The sequence below is a fragment of the Anaerotignum lactatifermentans DSM 14214 genome (genome assembly GCF_900142265.1).
GTDB classification, from domain to species: domain Bacteria; phylum Bacillota; class Clostridia; order Lachnospirales; family Anaerotignaceae; genus Anaerotignum; species Anaerotignum lactatifermentans.
Genome location: NZ_FRAH01000030.1, coordinates 1 through 22,280, shown reverse-complemented (window position 1 = coordinate 22,280; position 22,280 = coordinate 1). Strand labels below are relative to the sequence as shown.

13 protein-coding genes are annotated in these 22,280 nt (G+C 43.2%); 2 read left to right on the top strand and 11 right to left on the bottom strand.

What is annotated here, in order from left to right:
• Positions 1-321: 321 nt before the first annotated feature.
• From BUB35_RS09330 to BUB35_RS09280, 10 genes are all read right to left on the bottom strand, one after another.
• Positions 322-1,389, bottom strand: a complete 1,068-nt coding sequence (locus BUB35_RS09330) for a flavodoxin family protein (protein WP_072851142.1) — start codon at positions 1,387-1,389, stop codon at positions 322-324.
• On the bottom strand, positions 1,386-2,576 hold the full coding sequence (locus tag BUB35_RS09325; protein WP_072851140.1) for a Rossmann-fold NAD(P)-binding domain-containing protein: 1,191 nt from the start codon (positions 2,574-2,576) through the stop codon (positions 1,386-1,388). The genes BUB35_RS09330 and BUB35_RS09325 overlap by 4 nt, the downstream gene beginning before the upstream one ends.
• A 10-nt stretch (positions 2,577-2,586) precedes the next feature.
• Entirely contained in the window at positions 2,587-7,431 is a 4,845-nt protein-coding gene (locus BUB35_RS09320) for an adenylyltransferase/cytidyltransferase family protein (protein ID WP_072851138.1), read from the bottom strand.
• Positions 7,432-7,864: 433 nt separating this feature from the next.
• A complete protein-coding gene (gene carB, locus BUB35_RS09310; protein ID WP_072851134.1) occupies positions 7,865-11,044 on the bottom strand; it encodes a carbamoyl-phosphate synthase large subunit in 3,180 nt (1,059 codons plus the stop codon).
• Positions 11,028-12,134 carry a glutamine-hydrolyzing carbamoyl-phosphate synthase small subunit gene (gene carA, locus BUB35_RS09305; RefSeq protein ID WP_084730639.1) on the bottom strand — a complete coding sequence of 369 codons (1,107 nt, stop codon included), beginning with the start codon at positions 12,132-12,134 and terminating at the stop codon, positions 11,028-11,030. The genes carB and carA overlap by 17 nt, the downstream gene beginning before the upstream one ends.
• A 42-nt stretch (positions 12,135-12,176) precedes the next feature.
• Positions 12,177-13,787 (bottom strand): CTP synthase, encoded by a 1,611-nt coding sequence (locus tag BUB35_RS09300; RefSeq protein WP_072851163.1) that lies wholly within the window; start codon positions 13,785-13,787, stop codon positions 12,177-12,179.
• Between the two features lie 73 nt (positions 13,788-13,860).
• Positions 13,861-15,279 carry an adenylosuccinate lyase gene (gene purB / locus BUB35_RS09295; RefSeq protein WP_334292965.1) on the bottom strand — a complete coding sequence of 473 codons (1,419 nt, stop codon included), beginning with the start codon at positions 15,277-15,279 and terminating at the stop codon, positions 13,861-13,863.
• A gap of 16 nt (positions 15,280-15,295) precedes the next feature.
• Positions 15,296-16,015 (bottom strand): phosphoribosylaminoimidazolesuccinocarboxamide synthase, encoded by a 720-nt coding sequence (gene purC / locus BUB35_RS09290; RefSeq protein ID WP_072851130.1) that lies wholly within the window; start codon positions 16,013-16,015, stop codon positions 15,296-15,298.
• Between the two features lie 18 nt (positions 16,016-16,033).
• Positions 16,034-17,611, bottom strand: a complete 1,578-nt coding sequence (gene asnB / locus BUB35_RS09285; protein WP_072851128.1) for an asparagine synthase B — start codon at positions 17,609-17,611, stop codon at positions 16,034-16,036.
• Between the two features lie 80 nt (positions 17,612-17,691).
• On the bottom strand, positions 17,692-19,788 hold the full coding sequence (locus BUB35_RS09280) for a glutamine synthetase III family protein (protein WP_072851126.1): 2,097 nt from the start codon (positions 19,786-19,788) through the stop codon (positions 17,692-17,694).
• A gap of 318 nt (positions 19,789-20,106) precedes the next feature.
• Between BUB35_RS09280 and BUB35_RS09275 the strand changes: the two genes are divergently transcribed.
• On the top strand, positions 20,107-21,321 hold the full coding sequence (locus tag BUB35_RS09275; RefSeq protein ID WP_072851124.1) for a glutamine synthetase family protein: 1,215 nt from the start codon (positions 20,107-20,109) through the stop codon (positions 21,319-21,321).
• Between the two features lie 30 nt (positions 21,322-21,351).
• Complete coding sequence (locus tag BUB35_RS09270; protein ID WP_072851122.1) at positions 21,352-21,936, top strand: ANTAR domain-containing response regulator; 585 nt, start codon at positions 21,352-21,354, stop codon at positions 21,934-21,936.
• Between the two features lie 162 nt (positions 21,937-22,098).
• Here the strand turns inward: BUB35_RS09270 and BUB35_RS09265 are convergent.
• A partial coding sequence (locus tag BUB35_RS09265; protein WP_200777590.1) for a transposase occupies positions 22,099-22,280 on the bottom strand: 182 nt, incomplete at its 5' end.

Sequence of the window (22,280 nt, the reverse complement as noted above, 5' to 3'; positions counted from 1 at the left end):
CCTCCATATCTGTTGTTTCTAAAGGTTCACGCTTTATCAAGAAAAGTCGCCGCTGCGAACGACGACCTGCCTGATTTCATATTATCATAGCCAAAAGCTATTGACAAGTAAAAACCACATATTTCCCACGTCTTTTCGCAAAACGAATAAAATCTTTCTCAACAATGTGATTCCTTTTTATTTTTTTGCCAAAGCATTCAGATTCGACTGCATTGGTTTTCCGTTTGAAATCATTCCTGCATATCATGCAAATCTATTCCGATGAAATGCAGTTTTTCTTTAAAGCCAACCTCCCATAAAACAGCAGTTGGCAAAGGATTTTCAGGATTCTTTTACCAAAGCCTTCATCATATTTTCCGCAAAAGCAGAAGCTTTTTTCTGGATATCTTCCACTTCCAAGATGCTAGCAGGGTTATTGGCAGTTTCCAGCATTGCAAAATATGGAGGCAGGCGGAACGTTTTATTCATACTCATGGCACTGATCACCTGTTCCGCAACGATATTGCCGCCGCTGTATCCCGATACAACCAGTGCAAAAATACTTTTTTCGTAAAATTGATTTTTACGGAACAATGCTGTCAAACGGTTGATGAAAGCCGTCAAATTGGCACTGAGTGCATCATTATAATTTGGACAGAGCAACACAACCGCATCACATGCCTCAATGGCAGGATACACCTGCTCCACAATCACCCCACCATAATAGCAGCTGGATTTTTCACTGAAATGCATGCACATTTTAAATGGACATCCAGAGCAATCGTGCACCGTACCATTTCTCAAGGAAATTTCCGTAATTTTGCAATGATGCAGATCTTTTTTGATCATATCCCACAGCATGGAAGTGTTAGAAGTTTTGTGATTGCTGGCGTGAAGCACCAGTATATTGGTTTCCTTCTTTGGATTTGGTGTAAAATCCATGAGCTGTGCCACCAGACGCTTTGCTGCTGCCTGATACGCACCCATATTGTCCAAATCCTGCTGCATTGCCTGAATATTGAAATTCTGCAAGGAACCTGTGCCTTCCACCATGCCTCTGCCAGGGAAAGCACATCCGCAAGCATTGGCTGTAAACATCAATTCCCTTGCCACAGACTTGGTATACAATTCACTTTCTCCATCCACCAAAATGGAACCTACACATCCTTTCAGCATATCCGGATGCAGACGCATATACTTCAAATAGCGGAAGTATTCCAGATTGATACCAGAAATCCCTAAAGGAATGGCAAAGAGCAGTCTTTTCCCCTCCAAGGAATGAAAATCCTCTAGCCGACGAATCACTGTACATTCATATAAACCATAAATTTCTTCCAATAGCTTCTCCAGTCGTTTGGTTCTTCTGGAATCTTCACATTGCGGATATACAATGGTCAACATTTGCTTCATCGAATCATCTCCAGTCCATCATAAGCTTTTTGGATTCTTTTGAATAAGGCATATGGCAAGGGCAGAGATTCAATTTCCACACCCAATGTCGTTCTGTTTTTGCTGCCCATATAAACACCATTTAAGAAATTGGAGCTATAATGCCATTCTCCGCGCAGTGTCAACAGCAATGAAATGGCAGCAGAAGAAATGGCAGGTGCCACATACGGCTTAAAGCCCAGTTCCCTCATACGCAGGTTGGCTTCGATGGCAAGTTTTGTCAAAGCTTTAGAACGTTCATCGTCATAGTTAGCAATGCTGTTTACAATAACAAGATCCTGTCCGTGAGGTCCAAATGCTCTGCCTTCTGTCAGGAAATCCGCAAAATTGGGATTTTGTTTTGCGTAGTAAGCAGCTCTTGCATTCATAACACCAAGACCATAGCCCTGAACCTGTTCCGGGCGAAGCCCTTTGCCATCGAAAATTCCTGTCTCATCTTCATTGCTGGCAAGAAAAGCAGCACGGCAAAGAGGATCTACAGGATCAGAAACAACCGCAAACAAGCCATCAAATTTAGCATCTCTAGCTTTTTTCGCAAAAATAGAAATAATACCTTTGTTTGCCTCATACTGCACCATACGCACATCCTGCACCTGTGAACCTACAGGAGGAATCCCTTTGGAGGCACAGAAAACAAACATATCGCAATCAAAAAGCTGTTCTTCGGTCAAAATTTCAACCGTCGGCAAAGCGTCATAATCCCAAGGAAAAACAGCCTGATTTAATTCTGTTTCCCAACGAGCACAGACATCTGGGTTCACATCATAAATTCCCAATGTTTCGATGCAATCGCCGCCCATGAGTTTCAATGCAGTCAGCACAGTGCTGCCAACATCACCCAATGCCAGCAGATGTACCCGTTTTTTCTTCTTATTATCTATCTGAAGCCATTTTTCCCATTCATCAGCTGTTTTCCATGCAGTATTCGCCAGCAGCACAGTCCCTTTGGACAGGGCATTTTCTGCCACTGTCCGCAGGTCTGCGTCCATATTTGCTGCCACTTCATCCAGATGAACGCTGTCCAACCAACGAAGGGTTTCTTCTTCTGCCAGCATTGCCGGATGGGTCAATTTCAATATCCCTTTATTCTTCTCCCGACACCGATCTGTGAAAAAAACAGTGGTCGTTCCAATGAGTTTCTGTTCCATAATATCCTCCTTATTTTACAAGGTGTTCCAGTCGGATCATCTGTTCCATATCGTTTTCCAGATATACAGATGCCGGCAGATGATAATCATAAGCAACGCAATTGCCCTTGTCTGGAATGCGAGGCCAGATAATGACTTCACTCAGTCGTCCCAAAGTCAGATTCCGTTCATACAAAGCCTGATATTCTTCTTCCAAAACTGTCAGAATTTCTTTTGTATTTTGCAAGCAGACCATAGACAAGTCATAGATATTTTCTTTCGATGCCCCTCTGATAAAGCCGGGCATTACATATGGCAGGATCAGATTGACACCATGCAAGAAATTGCCTGTTTTATCCGCATTGGTTTCTACACCATCCCCACCGATAAAGGGATACATAGATGTTTCCACGAACCAGATACGCATAGAAGGAATGAAGTAAGCACTTTCTACCTTTCTGCCTTGGATTTCCATCAGGTCTTTTCCTCGACCAGAAAGCATACCAACGATCAAACGATCAATCTCTACATTTTCTTCTTTAAAAAGCGGGTCAAGTTCACGGATACGATACCCTTTATGAAGCAGGTCATCTACCAAAATCACAGGTCTGCGGAAAGATTTGATTGTTCTGACCTGAGAACGCAGGGGCAGATATTCTGGGAACTCTGCAATACGGAAACCATGAATGCGGGAATCGAATACCTTGTCTGTATGAAGTACCTTTGTTACCGTATTGGGAATGACAATACCTTTCAGAATCTTACCGAAAGGCACACACATATTTTTCCCCAATGTACGTACCGGCAGTGGTTCTTTGGGCATGCCATTTGCCGCAGTAATCAGCTCAATCAAGCGATTATACATAATCCCTGCATTAAAGGAAAGGACCAATTCTCCGGGATACAATTTGGTCAAAGAACGCTGGAATCGTTTATGGCTTTCATCCAAAACCCGTAGTACTCTAGGATTTGTACTGAAAGGTTCTTTGATAGCTGTCTGTACATTATGATATAACACAACAGGCTGTTTCATATCTACAACGTAGATTTCTCTTGGCACTTCTGGCAAAGGAACAGGAATAAATCCCTGACGTTCCAAAGCATCTTTCATACTCTTTGTGATCTGGCTGTATTTGGGGCTACATACAGTATAAGTGTAGTCCTGCCGCAGACATTCCGCCAAGGTTTCTGTCAGCACAATCTGCTCCAGATCTGCAATTTTTGACCGGCTTCTGATGTAACCAGCCAGAATCAACACAATCTTACCGGAAGTCTGCTGACGAATGTAGCTGGCTGTCATCATATCCTGGAATTCTCCAAACAGTTCTGTTGTGGAAATATGACGGTAAAGCATAATGGCATCCGGTCTGCCTTTGCCGTCCTGGTCAAATATGATGGTTGCTGTACAACCGGGTTCCTGCAAAGTATGAAGCAGTTTTTCGCTTTCATCATTACCCAGATTTCCCTGTCGGATGATCTCCGCAATATCTTTCGCATTGGTTTCATGCTTGATTTCAACAGCTTTTGTCTGAAGCAGTCGTTTATACTGTGGCTCTCTTAAATACAGCCCACGGTCATAGATATAGTTCTGGGCAACGGTATCAATCAAATTGGAAATATCCCTGTTATGGTCGATATTTTCGCGGATTCTTGTAGAACTGATGTCCTCAAAGTGTGTAGGCAGTTTCAATTCCACAACAGTGTTTTGAATCATATCATAAGATGTCTTGTTTCCTCTGCCCTCTCTGGTTTCTCTGCGGAAAATAACATGAGGGAATGTCATAATGGAATTTTCTTCCGGTTCCATACGATAAGAGGAGGCATTCTGCACCACGTCGCTGCCTGCCACCATATAGACTTCTTTTCCCGGGAACATTTCCCGCAGTTTTTTCAAGTCTGCCGGATTGGCAATATTCACTGGTGTATCTGAAGGGAAAAGGAAAATATTTTCTTCATTTGCCACAGACATATCCAAAATACGTCTGCGCACCCGATGAGGCTGGGCTTTTTTCGACCAGGAAAATTCGTCCAGTGCCAGATAAACAGTAAATCCAAGATCTCTGATTTCCCGGGCAATTTCCTTGTGCCCCAATGTAAAGGGGTCAAATGTACCGGGGAAAAAAGCAATTTTCTGGGGTTCTGAGAAAGTGAATTTCTTTTCTTGGAAAATATACGCACTGATAAAATGATATACAAAATTCCATCCAGCAGTGTGGTTAAAGAACGTTAATTCGGAATCTTCATCCTGTTCCACAAGCATGAGCATCTTTTTACTGAGGAAGCCAAAAAGATTTTTCTTTTCCTGCATGGATAAATAATCCTGGGCAAAAAGTTCGTGACCAACGACCCAAAACGCTTCTCGTTTGACATTTTCCTGATAGTTCGCAAATCCTTTCAGAATCATGCCCATGATTTTCTTGCGTCTGTCCTCATAAACCTGCGCCAATTCCGGGAAGCGACTCTGATACTGTCCGTAATGCTGGAGCATTACCCCGAAAGTATCCAGCGCTACACTGGCAATTCGATCATTGGTGCTGTTTTGCAGACGTTCCAGATCTTTGATAAATTCATCCAATTCCTTTGGATGCAGGAACAATACAAACTCACCCAGATATTGAGGAATATACTTAGAAAACTCGAATTCACCAATTTCCAGACCTTTTGTCAATTCAATGGCAACTTCATTTCGCTGATCCCAAGAAAGCATAGGTGCCAGTTTTACCAGTGTTTCCCCTGCCGCATGACGAACAGAAACCTGTTCACTGACTTTTAACAGATTGGACAAATGGGTTGCCACATGAAGTTTTGGCATAGTCACGCCACTGCAAATCCGATCATAGAGCAAACGCATGTTGATAATCTTGATTTTCCAAGGTGTTGCCGCTTTCAGGTTATCCAGGAAAATATCAGATACCACTGCGGAATCTTCAAAAATTTCCTGATATGCAGCCTTATTCTTCTGGGGCAAACCACAATTTTTGCGGATTTCATAGGCAAGATATGCCAATGCTTTTTCTTCTTTCACGGGCACAACATCCAGAACTGCATTGACTGTATGAAGAAATTCTTTGGACTCCGTAAAAGCAGGTGCCATTTCGCACAGATTGAGCAAAATTGCAGCCTGAATTTCCAGAACATCCCGAGAAGCAAAATGCTCCATAAAGCGGAAGCATACATTCCGTTCCGCATCATCCAAAAGCACCATGGGAATGGAAGGCATAGTATCCAGCAGGATAAAGGCTGTTTCATCAATCCATCCCAATTCTTGATAATAAGCAAGAAGTGGTACAACATATTTCTTGCGCTGTTCTTCTTTGCAGTTTTCCAGCAAAGAAATGACAACACGTTTCAAACAATACCCAAGCCAGCGTCTATGACGGTCAATGACTTTGTGATCCGGCAAGATGATACGATCCAGATATCTTTTCCACAGCTGGAAGCTATCTGTTTCATCCAGTATCACATTCACATTCTGAGGGAGTTCTTTCCCATATTCTACATCATAATGGGCAATCATATTCCCCAGCAGATCTGCCGCCTGTCTGCGGATATCCCCTTCTCTGTGGAACATCAAGTCATAGAGGAAGTTCATTGCCATCTGCTTTTGCCGCTGATTCATATATGTAAAGTATTCCGCAAAAATATTCAGATATGCCCTTGTATCCTTCCAATTGCGTGTACTGCGGGCTGCTTCCAGAATATCACCAAAAGTCAGTTCCCGGCTCAGCTTATGCATCAGGCGAATATTATGGTCAATGGCAATATTTTTGAACGCATCCACCGTTTCATCAATATTCAGCAATGCAGGATTTCTTTGCGGAACAGGCTTCAATGCACAGCTGGTCAAATCTACATTGACGCCAAGGGCTTTCATATAATTTTCAAAGTCTTCCAAACGGGAATAAACGTGGCGATAACGATTTTCTTTGGCTGTGTCCACATTATCCAGCTTATTCAAAATCACCGCAAAGGAAGATGCCAGGCTGTAGAAGCCCATGATTTCTTTGCCTTTTTCATCATAGCCATTGTTTTTCACGCGGAAATCGGCATAAATCAATATCAGGGATTCCACAGTAAGATTTTCCAATTCCAAATCCCAAGTGGAATGGTTTGCGGCAATATGTCCGATGTTAGGCAGTTCATGGACTCTGCACCAAAGGTCTGTATAATAATAATGCAGATAGGGAATTCTTCTGACTTCATTTTCCCTGCATCCATATTTCCCGATGTCATGGGCAGCGGCAGCACCGGAAATCAAAGGCAAATCCACAGGAATACCTGTCTTTGCAAGCTGTCTTGCAATGTGCATGGCAATATGATGCACCCCTGCTACATGAGCCAGCATATCAAAAGGCATAATTTCCCTGCCAATACGCATCAATTCATATAAATAGGCGTCAGAAAAACACTGTAAGAAACGCCGATATTCTTCTTCGTAAGGGCTTCCCTCCAGTTCCTCTTCCGTTGCAAAATCAAAATCCCGGATTCTGGAAAATGGCAGCCGTTCTTTTTCTTTATTCAAAAAGAACCGCAGACATTCCAAATAAAATGCCGCTGCCTTGTCATATTGATCCGTTGCAGGAATATCATCTCGATGGGGATAAATTTTGCGAATCATATGCCCATACAAAGCCGGCAGCCATCCATCTTTCGGTCGGCTTCCCGCAAAATTTTCCATGGCAGGACTGCACAGATTCAAAACATTACGACAGGACACCTCACCTGTCATCAGTTTTTCCATAGCTTCCAGCCATACACCTTTATCCATAACAGCCAGCACATCTTTTTTATGCAGTCCGGCGTTCTGCAAAAAATCCCGTGCAGTCAAAGTATTTTGTAATTCCTTGTATGTCAACTGAAGTTGTTTTTTGTCCATAAAACACCGCCCTTCTCATAGATCAAATCCATTATATCACCGCAAAGACACGGTACAAAGATGTCTTCTGCATCATCTTGCAGCGACTTTTATAAATCAATTTGCTTTATCATTATGATTTTACTACATTCTGTAAAATTAGGGAATGTTTTATCTAAATTATACTTACGATCTTTATGATTTTTGCAACAAAAAAGGAAGATCTTTGGGGGCATCTTCATAAGAAAACAAAAAAAGCCAAAATCCTTATTATGACAAAGAATTTGGGCTTTCTTACTTTATTAAGATTTTATTTGTTATGTTTTCTTCCGAAAACAGCAATTCCCCTTAAGAAATCAAAAAAGGCAAATCAATATTTTCTTAAGGGGAAATTGCTTTTGTGATCTTTCTTTTTTGCTTGATGGAAAATATGATAATATTGGAAAAAACGATTTCAGGCATTAATTGTTGAGATTTTCATAGTCGTTTCTTCCAATACATCTAACAAAACTTTTACTGTATCCAGTGCTGTTAACACTGTCACGTTATTCTCGCAGGCACAGGCTCTGATTGCAATACCATCTGCATCCTGTGTGCCTGCAGTAATAGATCTGGTATTGATTACATAGCTGACATAACCGGAACGGATAGACTTCAGTACCTCATCACTGCCTTCACTTGGTTTGTGGAGTGCATGCGTACGGATACCGTGCTGTTTTAAGAAATCTGCTGTTCCTTTTGTAGCTTCCAGATTGAATCCCATCTGATAGAAACGGCGGATCAAAGGCAGACCTTCTTCTTTATCCGCATCTGCCAAAGAAACCAGCACTGTGCCATAATTCTGTAAATGCATGCCGGAGGCAACCATTGCTTTATACATTGCCCGATGGAGTTTGGCATCATAACCAATGGCTTCCCCTGTGGATTTCATTTCTGGTGACAGATAAGCATCCATACCGTGCAGTTTGGAGAAAGAGAATGCGGGAGCTTTTACATACCAACGTTTTTTCTCATCGGGATACAGCTGGCAAATGCCCTGCTCTTCCAAAGAAATACCCAACATAACTCTCGTAGCGATATCTGCCAGAGGATAGCCTGTGGCTTTGGAAAGGAAAGGTACTGTACGGGAGGAACGAGGATTTACTTCAATGATATATACATCATCATTGCCATCTACAATGAACTGGATATTGAACAGACCTTTGATGCCAATGCCCAAGCCCAGCTTTTTCGCATATCCCAAAATAACGCCTTTTACTTTATCAGAGATGCCAAAAGGCGGATATACGCTAATGGAGTCACCAGAGTGTACCCCAGTACGTTCTACCAGCTCCATAATGCCCGGAACGAATACACGAGTACCGTCACAGATGGCATCCACTTCCACTTCTTTGCCCTGGATATATTTGTCGACCAATACAGGTTTATCCTTATCCACTTCTACTGCTGTTTCTAGATAGCGGCGCAGCTGTGGCTCGTTTGCCACAATCTGCATAGCTCTGCCGCCCAGTACAAAGCTTGGTCTAACCAAAACAGGATAACCAATCTCTGCCGCAGCGGCAACGCCATCTTCAATATTTGTAACCGCTTTCCCTTTGGGCTGAGGAATTTCCAGTTTTTCCAGCAGCGCTTCAAAAGATTCTCTGTTTTCTGCCCGTTCAATGGCAACACTGTCTGTACCAATGATCGGCACGCCTCTTTTTTGGAGAGGTTCTGCCAGATTGACAGCAGTCTGTCCACCCAGAGAAGCAATAACTCCTTCTGGTTTTTCCAATGCGATAACGTTCATAACGTCTTCTACGCACAGGGGTTCAAAATACAGTTTGTCAGAAGTGGTATAGTCTGTGGAAACGGTTTCCGGGTTATTATTGATGATGATGGCTTCATATCCCGCTTCCTGAATGGTTTTTACAGCATGAACAGTGGAATAGTCAAACTCTACCCCCTGACCGATACGGATAGGACCAGAACCCAATACCAGTATCTTTTTCCGATCAGAAACGACAGATTCGTTTTCATCTTCATAAGTTGCATAGAAATAAGGAATATAGCTGTCAAATTCTGCTGCACAGCTGTCAATCATTTTGTAATGAGGGACAATGCCTGCTTTCTGACGCATCTGGAACACTTCCTCTTCTTCCATCTGCCACAGTTTTGCAATGGCAGCATCAGAAAAGCCCATTTTCTTCGCAGCATACAAAGCCGCTTCATCTCTTACATGTTCTTTCAATTCTTTTTCTTCTAAAATGATGTTCTGCAATTTGCGGATGAAGAAAATATCAATTTTTGTTGCTTCTGCAATTTTTTCCGGCGCACATCCCTGACGCAGTAATTCTGCAATGGCATAAATTCTGTCGTCAGTTCCCTTGGGAATGTATGCCATCAATTCTTCCTGACTCTGACCATCAAATTTCGCCATATGCAAATGATTCACACCAATTTCCAAAGAGCGGATGGCTTTCAGCAAACTTTCTTCCACTGTTCTGCCGACGCCCATAACTTCACCTGTGGCTTTCATCTGCGTGCCCAGACGATTATCAGCATCTGCAAATTTATAAAACGGGAATCCCGGCATTTTTGTAACCACATAGTCCAATGCTGGTTCAAATGCCGCAGGGGTATTGGCAAGAGGAATCTCATCCAATGTCATGCCTACACCAATTTTTGCGGAAACTCTGGCAATGGGATAACCGCTGGCTTTGGAAGCCAATGCAGAAGAACGGGAAACGCGTGGATTGACTTCAATCAGATAATACTGGAAAGAATGTGGATCTAATGCAAACTGTACGTTACATCCACCTTCAATCTTCAGGGCACGGATAATCTTCAGGGCACTGTTTCTCAGCATCTGGTATTCTTTATCTGTCAAAGTCTGAGAAGGACACACGACAATAGAATCCCCTGTATGGATACCAACAGGGTCTAAGTTTTCCATATTACATACAGTAATAGCGGTATCGTTTTTATCACGAATTACTTCGTATTCGATTTCTTTATAGCCTTTGATGCTTTTTTCTACCAGAACCTGATGGGTAGGTGACAAAGCCAAAGCGTTTTTCATCAATTCACGGAAACCTTGTTCATCGTCAGCAAAACCACCGCCAGTACCGCCCAATGTAAAAGCAGGACGCAATACAACAGGGTAACCAATGGATGCAGCAATTTCCAGACCTGTTTCTATGGAATCCGCAATGCCGGAAGGCAATACAGGTTCCCCCAGTCTTTCGCAGAGTTCTTTGAATTCTTCTCTATCCTCTGCCTGACGGATACTGTCGCTGCTGGTACCCAAAAGTTCCACCTGACATTCCTGCAGGATGCCTTTTTTCTCTAACTGCATAGCAAGGTTCAAACCTGTCTGTCCGCCAATGCCCGGCAGAATAGCATCCGGTCTTTCATGGCGTACAATTTTTGCCACATATTCCAGTGTCAAAGGTTCCATATATACTTTATCCGCAATAGTGGTATCGGTCATTATGGTAGCCGGATTGGAATTGCAGAGCACGACTTCGTAGCCTTCTTCTTTCAGGGCAAGACATGCCTGTGTGCCCGCATAGTCAAACTCCGCAGCTTGCCCAATGACAATGGGACCAGAGCCAATGACCATAATTTTATGAATATCAGTTCTTTTTGGCATGTGCCTTTCCCTCCTTCATCATCTGTATAAAACGATCAAACAAATATCCGCTGTCCTGTGGACCAGGTGCGCTTTCCGGATGATACTGTACGCTGTAGATAGAATCTTTTTCACAAGCAACCCCTTCTACGGTTTTGTCCAGCAAGTTCATATGGGTAATGGTCAAGTCTGTACCTTTCAAACTGCTTTCATCCACTGCATAGGAATGGTTCTGAGAAGTAATTTCCACTTTTCCAGTTGCAATGTTCTTTACAGGGTGGTTGCCGCCATGGTGACCAAATTTCATTTTATAAGTTTTTGCGCCATAAGACAGGGAAATGAGCTGGTGTCCCAGACAAATGCCAAACATGGGCACACTTCCTCGCAGCTGCTGAATCATTTCAATGGCAGGCTGTACTGCGGCAGGGTCCCCCGGTCCATTGGAAAGGAATACACCATCCGGCTGGAGTTTACGAATTTCCTCAGCAGATGTGTTCCAAGGAACAATAGTCACGTGGCAGCCTCTCTTTTTCCATGCTTTCAAGATGCTGTGTTTGATACCGAAATCAACAGCTACAATATGATATTTCGGTTCTTCTGTTTCATATTCCCAGCTTTCCTTACAACTTACGATTTCTGCCATATTTCCGGGAATGGTGGTTTCTTTCAAGATTTCCAGACCTTTTTCCAAAGGTGTATTTACGCTGGTAATCAATGCTTTTCTGCTGCCGAAATCTCGAATAGATCTTGTCAGTTTTCTGGTATCAATGCCAGAAATCCCCGGCACATCAAACTTTTTCATCATTTCAGACAATGTTGCTTCTGCACGGAAATTGGAGGGATGGTCTTCATATTCCCGCACAATCATAGCGCCAATGGTCGGATGGAATGTTTCATAATCATCCGCTGCCATACCATAGTTCCCAATCAAAGGATATGTCATCACAACCCCCTGATAGGTATAAGACGGGTCAGAAAAAATTTCCTGATACCCAATGACACCTGTATGGAACACCAATTCAAATACTTTGTCTGTATCTGCACTAAAGCCATAACCATAATACTGGCTGCCATCTTCTATAATCAATTTTCTGTCATACGTTCTAATCATATATGCTCCTTTCTTCCCATACTCCATGTCCATAAAACAAAATCAATCTTTTTTCTGGGAAAGCGCAAAAGCTGCGCCGATAAATCCATAAAACAGCGGATGCGGACGGTTGGGACGGCTCTTGAATTCGGGATGATACTGGACGCCAATGAAAAATGGATGGCCTTTCCATTCTACCGCTTCCACCAGATTTCCGTCAGGAGAAATGCCGCTGCAAATCAGTCCTGCATTTTCCAGTGTTTCCCGGTATTGGTTCTGATATTCATAGCGATGGCGATGACGTTCCTGTATCTCTCTTTTGCCATAGCATTTTTCCATCAATGTATCCGGCTGAATGATGCAGGGATATGCGCCCAGACGCAGTGTACCGCCTTTGGCAATCTCGTCACTTTGTCCCGGCATGAAGTCAATAACTTTCTGTGGACAATCTGGTGCAAATTCCCCGGAATTTGCCTGTGAAAGCCCGGCTACATTTCTTGCAAATTCAATGACCGCAATCTGCATGCCCAAACAAATACCAAAGTATGGAATCTGTTTTTCCCGTGCTACACGAGCCGCTTCGATCATGCCAGAAATACCACGGTCACCAAATCCACCGGGAACAATGATGCCATCCAGACCAGAAAGCTTATCCTCCGCGTTTTCTTTTGTAATTTCTTCTGCATCAATCCACTGAATGTCCACATGGGTGTTCCAAGCATAGCCTGCATGGCGCAGGGCTTCTGCTACGGAAAGATATGCGTCATGGAGCTGCACGTATTTCCCTACCAATCCAATACGAACATGATATGGTCTTTCTTTGATGCGTTTGACGGTTTCCTCCCATTCTGTCAAATCGGCAGCAGGTACTTCCAGTCCCAGTTCTCTGCAAACGACGGCAGAAAAATTGGATTTCTCCAGCATCAGCGGTGCTTCATACAATATGGGCAGTGTTCTGTTTTCAATGACGCAATCGGGTCTTACATTACAGAACATGGAAATTTTCTGGAAAATGGCTTCTTCCAGCGGTTCATCGCAGCGCAGTACAATAATATCTGGATGAATCCCCATTCCCTGCAATTCTTTTACAGAATGCTGAGTAGGTTTAGATTTATGTTCATCAGAACCACGCAGGAAAGGCACCAAAGTTACATGGATAAACAGGCTATTTTCCTTTCCTACTTCCAGAGAAACCTGTCTTGCCGCTTCCAGAAATGGCTGGGATTCGATATCACCAATGGTACCGCCAATTTCTGTAATGACAACATCTGCATCGGTCTTTTTCCCTACCTGATAGACAAATTCCTTGATTTCATTTGTGACATGAGGAATGACCTGTACGGTAGAGCCAAGGTATGCCCCACTTCTTTCTTTATTCAATACATTCCAATAAACTTTCCCTGTGGTCAGATTGGAATAACGATTCAAATCTTCATCAATAAAGCGTTCATAATGTCCTAAGTCCAAATCCGTTTCCGCACCGTCTTCTGTGACATACACTTCGCCATGCTGATAAGGACTCATGGTACCCGGGTCTACATTGATATAAGGGTCTAATTTCTGGGGTGCCACTTTCAATCCTCTGGCTTTCAGCAGACGCCCCAAAGAAGCCGCAACAATGCCTTTTCCCAAGCCGGACACGACGCCGCCTGTTACAAAAACATATTTCGTCATGCTCTCCGCTCCTTTTTTCTTCTTTGCGCAAACATACCAGCCGATTTTCTGACGAAAACCAGCTGGCTCTATATCATACATTGATTTCAGTTTTTTCCTGTTTCAAATCCTTGAATAAGGGTGTGACTTTTTCTACGAAAGCATCCACTTGTTCGGGACATCTTCCGATATAATCTTCCGGTTTCAGCAGTTTTTCCAAGTCCTGCCCATTCAATTGGAAAGCCGGTTCTGCTGCAAGTCTTTCCAGCAGGTCACAGGATTCGCCTTCTTTCATTCTGGCAGTTGCCTCCATGGAACATCTGCGAATGACTTCATGGAGTTCCTGTCTGTCGCCGCCACGCTTTACGGCTTCCATCAAGAGGTTCTCTGTTGCGATAAAAGGAAGGTATTCCCGAGCGGTTTTGGCAACAATCTTTTCATTGACATGAAGTCCGTCTGTAACATTCTGTGCCAAACGCAAAACCGCATCGGCACACAAGAAACCTTCCGGCATGGAAATACGGCGGTTTGCGGAATCGTCCAATGTCCGTTCTAGCCACTGTACAGAAGCAGTCATTGGCGCATTTGCTGCATCTGCCATCAAATAGCGGGACAGGGAACAAATTCTTTCACAGCGCATAGGATTGCGTTTATATGCCATAGCAGAAGAACCGATCTGATTCTTTTCAAAAGGTTCTTCAATCTGTCTGTCATGCTGCAGCAAACGAATATCATTAGCCATGCGGTAACAGCTCTGTCCGATTGCAGACAAGCACTGCAAAATGCGGCTGTCCAGCTTTCTAGGATAAGTCTGTCCGCAGACATCGTAACATTCAGAAAAACCGAAGGTCTTACCGATGCGTCGATTCATTTCATCAATTTTTTCTGTATCTCCGCCGAAGAGATCTAAAAAGCTGGCTTCTGTTCCCGTGGTACCACGACATCCCAAAAACTTCATATGCTCCAGTACAAAATCAAGTTCTTCCAGATCCATCAGGAAATCCTGAAGCCAAAGGGTTGCTCGTTTTCCCACTGTTACCAGCTGCGCCGGCTGATAATGGGTATACCCAAGGGTTGGTAGAGCACGATACTGTTTTGCGAAAGCTGCCAGATTCTGCATCACAGCCAACAGCCCTTTCCGAAGATGCAAGAGTGCATCCCGATATAAAATCAAATCACCGTTATCGGTAACGTAACAACTGGTAGCCCCCAGATGAATGATGCCGGCAGCCTTTGGTGCTACTTTTCCGTAAGTATAAACATGTGCCATAACATCATGGCGAACTTCCTTTTCTCTGGCTGCAGCGCAGGCAAAATCGATGTTTTCCACCTGTTCTTCCAATTGCTGTACCTGTTCTTCTGTAATGGGCAACCCCAATTCCATTTCCGCTTTCGCCAAAGCTACCCATAATTTTCGCCATGTCTGGATACGAGTTTCCATGGAAAAAAGCTTCAGCATTTCCGGAGAAGCATAGCGGCTGGACAAAGGGGATTCATAACAATCATACATAATCAAGCACTCCTCTTTCTTATTGCTGCAAATGTTCTTCCAACCGTTTCATGACTTCTGCATAAGCGTCTTCTACGCCGCCCAAATCTCTGCGGAAACGGTCTTTATCCAGTTTTTCTTTCGTTTCTGTATCCCACAAACGGCAAGTATCGGGGCTGATTTCATCCGCCAGTACAATACTGCCATCAGAAAGCTTCCCAAATTCCAGTTTGAAATCCACCAGTGTCACGCCGCAGGTTTTCCAAAAAGCAGACAGATGTTTATTAACGGCAAAAGCATAAGACTTGATGGTTTCGATTTCATCCCATGTGGCAAGTCCCATAGCTACCGCATGATATGCGTTCAGAAGGGGATCTCCCAGAGCGTCATTTTTATAAGAAATTTCAATGGTAGGTTCCGCAAATACGGTGCCTTCTTCCACACCATATCTCTTGGAGAAAGAACCTGCTGCAATATTTCGGATAATGACTTCCAGGGGAACAATATCCACACGTTTTACCAGAGTGTCCCGTTCATTGCATTCTTCAATGAGATGTGTCGGAATGCCTTTGCTTTCCAGATACTGCATCAAACGGTTGCTCATCTGATTGTTGATGATGCCCTTGCCGGAAATGGTACCTTTTTTCAAGCCATTGAAAGCTGTGGCATCATCCTTATAAGCAATGTATAACACTTCTGGATCATCAGTCCGATATACTTTTTTTGCTTTTCCTTCATACAGCAGATCTTTCTTTTCCATTTTTTGTTCCTCCAATTCTTATTTACCGCTATCTCCATAGTTTGCCAGTACACGCGCAGAAGGGTCATCTACCTGACAGCCTTCCCAGTCGCGGTTTGGCATCCAAAAATCAACGATCATTTCTCCCTGTCCGGGATAATATTTTTCAAAAATTTCCCGATACAGCAGGGATTCTTTTGTAAATGGCGCCGCATGAGTATATTTGCGGGCTTTTTCCTGAAATTCTTCTTCTGTATATTTTTCTTCTGCGTAAGCTTTCAAATAATCCACCATGGAGTGACCAACCGCATCAGAAAACGCTGCTTTTTCTCTCCACAAAATTTCATGAGGCAGATAATCACCTTCAAAAGCATGACGCAGAAGGTATTTTCCTTTGCCATAAGTATTGATTTTCTTTTCCGGGTCAACGGACATGACATACTTTACGAAATCCAGATCACCGAAAGGCACACGGGCTTCCAGAGAATGTACGGAAATACAGCGGTCTGCCCGCAGAACATCGTACATATGCAGTTCATGCAAACGTTTCTGGGCTTCTTTCTGGAACGCATCCGCATCGGGTGCATAGTCTGTATATTTATATCCAAAGAGTTCATCGGAAATCTCACCAGTCAGCAATACGCGAATATCTGTATTTTCATGGATGGCTTTGCAAATCAGGTACATGCCCATGCTGGCACGAATGGTGGTAATATCAAAGGTACCCAATGCCTGAATGACTGTTTCCAGAGAATCCAGAACCTGTTCTTTTGTCATATAGAATTCTGTATGGTCGCTTCCGATGTAGTCAGCAACCTGTTTTGCATATTTCAAATCAATGGCATCCTCGCTCATGCCGATGGCAAATGTACGAATAGGCGTTTTTGATTTTTTGGCTGCAATGGCGCATACCAAAGAGGAATCCAGACCGCCAGAAAGCAAAAATCCTACTTTTGCATCTGCTACCAATCTTTTTTCCACCCCTGCAACCAACTTATCATGGATGTTTTTGCAAACAGTTTCCAAATCGTCATGACAAACTTTATCTACTTTCGCAATATCGCAATAGCAAATGAATTTACCATCCTTATAATAATGCCCCGGTGGAAATGGCATGATACGTTCTGTCAAGCCCACCAGATTCTTTGGTTCACTGGCAAACACAATGACACCGTTTTTATCATAACCATAATATAAAGGACGTATCCCAATAGGATCTCTGGCAGCAATAAAAGATTTTGCTTCTGCATCATAGAGAATCAAAGCAAATTCTGCATCCAGCATAGCAAACATATCTGTGCCAAATTCCCGATACATGGGCAGCAGCACTTCACAGTCTGATTCACTCTGGAAAGTGTATTTTTCTGCCAACACCTTTTTGATTTTTTCGAAACCATAAATTTCCCCATTGCAGACAACATAACTGCCATCCAATGCAAAAGGCTGCATGCCAGATGGGGTCAAACCCATGATTGCCAATCTGTGAAATCCTAAATATCCATTTCCTGTATCTACAATGCGGCTGTCATCAGGACCACGAGAGATGGTACGGTCAAATCCTTCCTGAAATAATGCCAAATCCACACTGCTGCCGCAATATCCCATAATTGAGCACATCAGCCTTACCTCCTTTTTTATCCACAGAAAACGAAACCAGAACCGGTTTCGTCTTCTGCTTCTCTTTCCTCTTTTGTTTTTTATTTTACGCCAAACAGCAATTCTCCATATGTAGGGAATGGCCAATATTTTCTTGCAGTGATGGTTTCTGCTTCGTCACAAGGCACACGCAGTTCCCGCATTTTTACCAATACCTGATCCCGAATAAAAGCGGATTCTTCGCAAACTGTTTCTGTTGATTTCAAGGAAATCAGAGATTTTTTCAGTTCCTGTATTTTCAGTGCAATTTCATCTGTCAAAGCAGACAGGGTTTTCACCCTCTCGCATTCAAAAGCACAGGTAATCTGTTCGTTCAAAACTTTTTTCGCGGCTGCTGTTTTAGCAAGTTCCATTGCATATGCAGTGATTGCCGGCAGAATTTCTTTTTCCGCCATATCCACCATGGTATTTGCTTCGATGACAATGGACTTACAGTAGTTTTCCAGTACAATTTCATAACGCGCACGCAGTTCCGGTTCTGTGTAAATCTTCTGCCCTGTCAGCAGTTCCACATTTTTCCGATCCAGAATATGAGGTACGCAGTCAGGTGTAGAAGGATAATTGCTCAGACCTCTTTTCAGCGTTGCTTCCTGAATCCATGCATCATCGTAGCCGTTGCCGTTAAAAATGATACGTTTATGTTCTTTAATTGTATTTTTCAGCATTTCCTGCAGGGCTGACTGGAAGTCAGGTGCCTGTTCCAAATAGTCGGCATAAACCCGTAGGCTTTCTGCTACAGCACTGTTCAGCATGATATTTGCGCAGGCAATGCTGTCCGCAGACCCAACCATACGGAATTCAAATTTATTGCCTGTAAACGCAAAGGGTGATGTACGGTTACGGTCTGTGTTATCTTTTGTAAATTTGGGCAGTACGTCAACACCCAATTTCATTTTTGTCTTTTTCACACCGCAGTAAGGTGTATCATTTTCCAGAGATTCCAAAACTGCATTCAGTTCATCGCCAAGGAAAATGGAAACGATTGCTGGAGGTGCTTCCTGTGCACCCAGCCGCAGGTCATTTCCGGCTGTTGCAACGGAAATACGCAGCAAATCCTGATAATCATCCACCGCTTTGATGACCGCACACAAGAACAGCAGGAACTGTGCGTTATCATGCGGTGTTTCACCGGGAGAAAGCAGGTTTACGCCTTCATCCGTGGAAATAGACCAGTTATTATGCTTGCCGCTGCCGTTGACACCAGCAAAGGGTTTTTCATGAAGCAGACAAACCAAACCATGTCTTGCCGCAACTTTCTGCATAATTTCCATTGTCAGCTGGTTGTGGTCTGTTGCAATATTAGTTGTTGTATAGATAGGTGCCAATTCATGCTGTGCCGGAGCAACTTCATTGTGTTCCGTCTTTGCCAGTATGCCAAGCTTCCACAATTCTTCATTCAGATCTTCCATAAAAGCGGCTACTGTGGGTTTAATGGCACCAAAGTAGTGATCGTCCAGTTCCTGACCTTTTGGCGGCTTTGCACCAAACAAAGTCCGTCCAGTAAAAATCAGGTCACGGCGTTTTTCATACATTTCTCTGTCTACCAGGAAATACTCCTGCTCCGGTCCTACAGAAGTACGGACACATTTTACATGGTCATTGCCAAACAGACGCAGGATACGCAGCGCCTGACGGTTCAATGCTTCCATAGATCTGAGCAGTGGTGTTTTCTTATCCAGTGCTTCCCCTGCATAAGAACAGAAGGCAGTGGGAATGCACAGGGTTTTTCCTTTGATGAAGGCATAAGATGTAGGATCCCATGCGGTATATCCTCTTGCTTCAAATGTAGCACGCAGACCTCCTGAAGGAAAAGACGATGCGTCCGGTTCACCTTTGATCAGTTCGGAACCAGAAAATTCCATAATCACTCTGCCATCAGGCGCTGGTGTAATGAAGCTGTCATGTTTTTCCGCTGTAATGCCAGTCAGTGGCTGGAACCAATGAGTGTAATGGGTTGCACCATTTGCAATTGCCCAATCCTTCATGGCTGTTGCCACAGCATTGGCAACGGAAAGATCCAACTTCGCTCCCTCATCAATTGTTTTTTTCAGGGACTGATATACTTCACTTGATAATCGTGCTTTCATTACCCTGTCGTCAAAGACCAGGGAACCAAAATAATCCGATACATGTTTCATAGAAAAACCCCCTCTTTTGTAAAATAAAAAAGGCAAAGGGGACTCTGAGGGTATGACCTCAAAGACGCCTTTGCCTTTGACTCATATTTTATACACCCATAATTCATTTTTGTCAATGGGTCTTTTATAAATTTTTTCAAAAAATTATTATGTTTTCCATAAAATTACAAAAATTCAAATTTGACCATGTTATGCGTACATATTTTTCTTTATACAATTTTTTATGGAAAATCTGTGGGAACTGTGTTATATTACTTTTTATAAATGTTGCAAAGTTCGAAAAAAATGTTGAAAATGAGAGGAAAGCAGGTGGAATTCATGAAATATTCCAAGCAGGAAGTATTACAGTATGTCCAGGAAGAAGATGTCAAATTCATCCGTTTGGCATTTTGCAACGTTTTTGGCAAACAGAAAAATATCTCCATCATGCCAGATGAACTGCCTCGGGCTTTTTCCTATGGCATTGCCATTGACGGTTCTGCCATTGCAGGCTTCGGCGATGAAGCCGAATCTGATCTGCTGCTCCATCCAGAACCTGATACCCTGATGGTACTTCCCTGGCGACCAGAGCATGGCAGAGTTGTTCGCATGTTCTGCAGCATTTCCTACCCGGACGGACGTCCTTTTATCTGTGATACCAGAAGCCTGTTGAAAAAAGCCATTTCTGATGCGGAATCTGCTGGCATTTCCTTTGCCTTCGGTCCTGAAATGGAATTTTATCTTTTTCAATTGGACGCGGAAGGACAGCCCACAAAAACGCCATATGATAACGCGGGATATATGGATATTGCACCAGAAGACAAATGCGAAAATGTTCGACGGGAAATCTGCCTGCTTCTGGAGCAGATGGGCATTTATCCTGAAAGTTCCCACCACGAAGAAGGTCCCGGACAAAATGAAATTGACTTCCGTTATTCCGATCCTCTCACTGCCGCTGATAATACCCTAACCTTTCAAGCTGTTGTAAAAACAGTTGCAGAACGGAATGGACTTTATGCGGATTTCAGTCCAAAACCATTGCGCCATCAGCCCGGGAATGGATTTCATATCAATATTTCTGTCAAAGGCGGAAACTGTGAAGATCCCCTATCCCATATGATTGCTGGTATTCTGGCACATATTTCAGAGTTGACTGTTTTCCTGAATCCCACAGTTGCTTCTTATGAGCGTTTTGGCGGTCCCAAAGCGCCTGAATACATTTCCTGGTCAAACCAGAACCGCTCTCAGCTTATTCGTGTTCCTGCTGCCGTAGATGCATATCGTCGTGCAGAGCTGCGTTCTCCAGACCCTACAACCAATCCATATCTGGCATTTGCTCTTTTGATTTATGCCGGACTGGATGGCATCCAGCAAAAACTGCCTCTGCCTGCGCCTACGGATCTGAATCTGTTTACAGCCAGTGCAGACATTTTGGCTGGTTTGCAGAGATTGCCACTGACTTTACGGGAAGCGGCAACATTGGCAGCCAACAGTTCCTTTGTATCACAATATCTGCCAAAAACCATCGTGCAGACATATTATAACCAGCGATAAGAAAAGGACTTTTGAAAGGAGGGGAGCATTTTGAGTTTAAAAGAACGTGTTTACAGCGTATTGGTCATATCTGCAAAAGAAAAATTCAATGCATCTCTGCAATCTCTGCTCCCTGAATCCAAATATGCTCCCGTACAGATGGTTTCCAGTGTTAGCTTGGCAAAACGAGTTTTGCTGGAACGCAGTTTTGACTTTGTGTTCATCAATACACCCCTGCCCGATGATTTCGGCACAAGATTTGCCATTGAGATTTCTGGAAACAAAGGCACCGTCATTCTTTTACTAGTACGGAACGAAGTCTATGAAGAAGTTTGCGATAAAGTAACGGAATACGGCATTCTAACATTGCCAAAACCCGCTTCCAAACAGATGGTTGCACATACCTTAAATTTCATGGCTGGTATCCGGGAGCGTCTGAGAAAATTGGAAAATAAATCCCTTTCCATGGAAGAAAAAATGAAAGAAATCCGTCTGGTAAACCGTGCCAAATGGGTACTCATTGACGAATTGAAAATGTCAGAAGCAGATGCCCATCGCTATATTGAAAAACAGGCAATGGATCGCTGTGTTTCCCGCAGAGAAATTGCCGAGGAAATCATATCCACTTATCTTTAATCAAAACAATCCTATCTATAAAATCAAAACCACTAGTAAACTAGTGGTTTGAACAACCCCTAGAAGGGGTATTACGTGCTGATTCCCTAAAAGGGAATATTGAAGATTTGGCATCGCATTACGATTACAGGCAGCCACTAAAAGTGGCTGTCTTTTTTCGCCTTATTCTCCTCTATTACCCGTAAACGGGTCTGTATACTCTTTTAATGAAATCTGATCTACCATATAATCTTCTTCCAACTGATTTTTTATGTACTCTTTTATCACCTTTTCATTTCGCCCTACTGTGTCAACAAAATATCCTCTTGCCCAGAAATTTCTTCTCCCATATTTATATTTTAGAT

Excerpts from the sequence above, each read along its gene's own strand:
- BUB35_RS09300 (WP_072851163.1), bottom strand. The coding sequence starts at position 13,787 with ATGACGAAATATGTTTTTGTAACAGGCGGCGTCGTGTCCGGCTTGGGA.
- BUB35_RS09280 (WP_072851126.1), bottom strand. The coding sequence starts at position 19,788 with ATGAAACATGTATCGGATTATTTTGGTTCCCTGGTCTTTGACGACAGG.
- BUB35_RS09325 (WP_072851140.1), bottom strand. The coding sequence starts at position 2,576 with ATGGAACAGAAACTCATTGGAACGACCACTGTTTTTTTCACAGATCGG.
- BUB35_RS09330 (WP_072851142.1), bottom strand. The coding sequence starts at position 1,389 with ATGAAGCAAATGTTGACCATTGTATATCCGCAATGTGAAGATTCCAGA.
- asnB (WP_072851128.1), bottom strand. The coding sequence starts at position 17,611 with ATGTGCTCAATTATGGGATATTGCGGCAGCAGTGTGGATTTGGCATTA.
- BUB35_RS09275 (WP_072851124.1), top strand. The coding sequence starts at position 20,107 with ATGAAATATTCCAAGCAGGAAGTATTACAGTATGTCCAGGAAGAAGAT.
- carA (WP_084730639.1), bottom strand. The coding sequence starts at position 12,134 with ATGATTAGAACGTATGACAGAAAATTGATTATAGAAGATGGCAGCCAG.
- carB (WP_072851134.1), bottom strand. The coding sequence starts at position 11,044 with ATGCCAAAAAGAACTGATATTCATAAAATTATGGTCATTGGCTCTGGT.
- purC (WP_072851130.1), bottom strand. The coding sequence starts at position 16,015 with ATGGAAAAGAAAGATCTGCTGTATGAAGGAAAAGCAAAAAAAGTATAT.
- BUB35_RS09320 (WP_072851138.1), bottom strand. The coding sequence starts at position 7,431 with ATGGACAAAAAACAACTTCAGTTGACATACAAGGAATTACAAAATACT.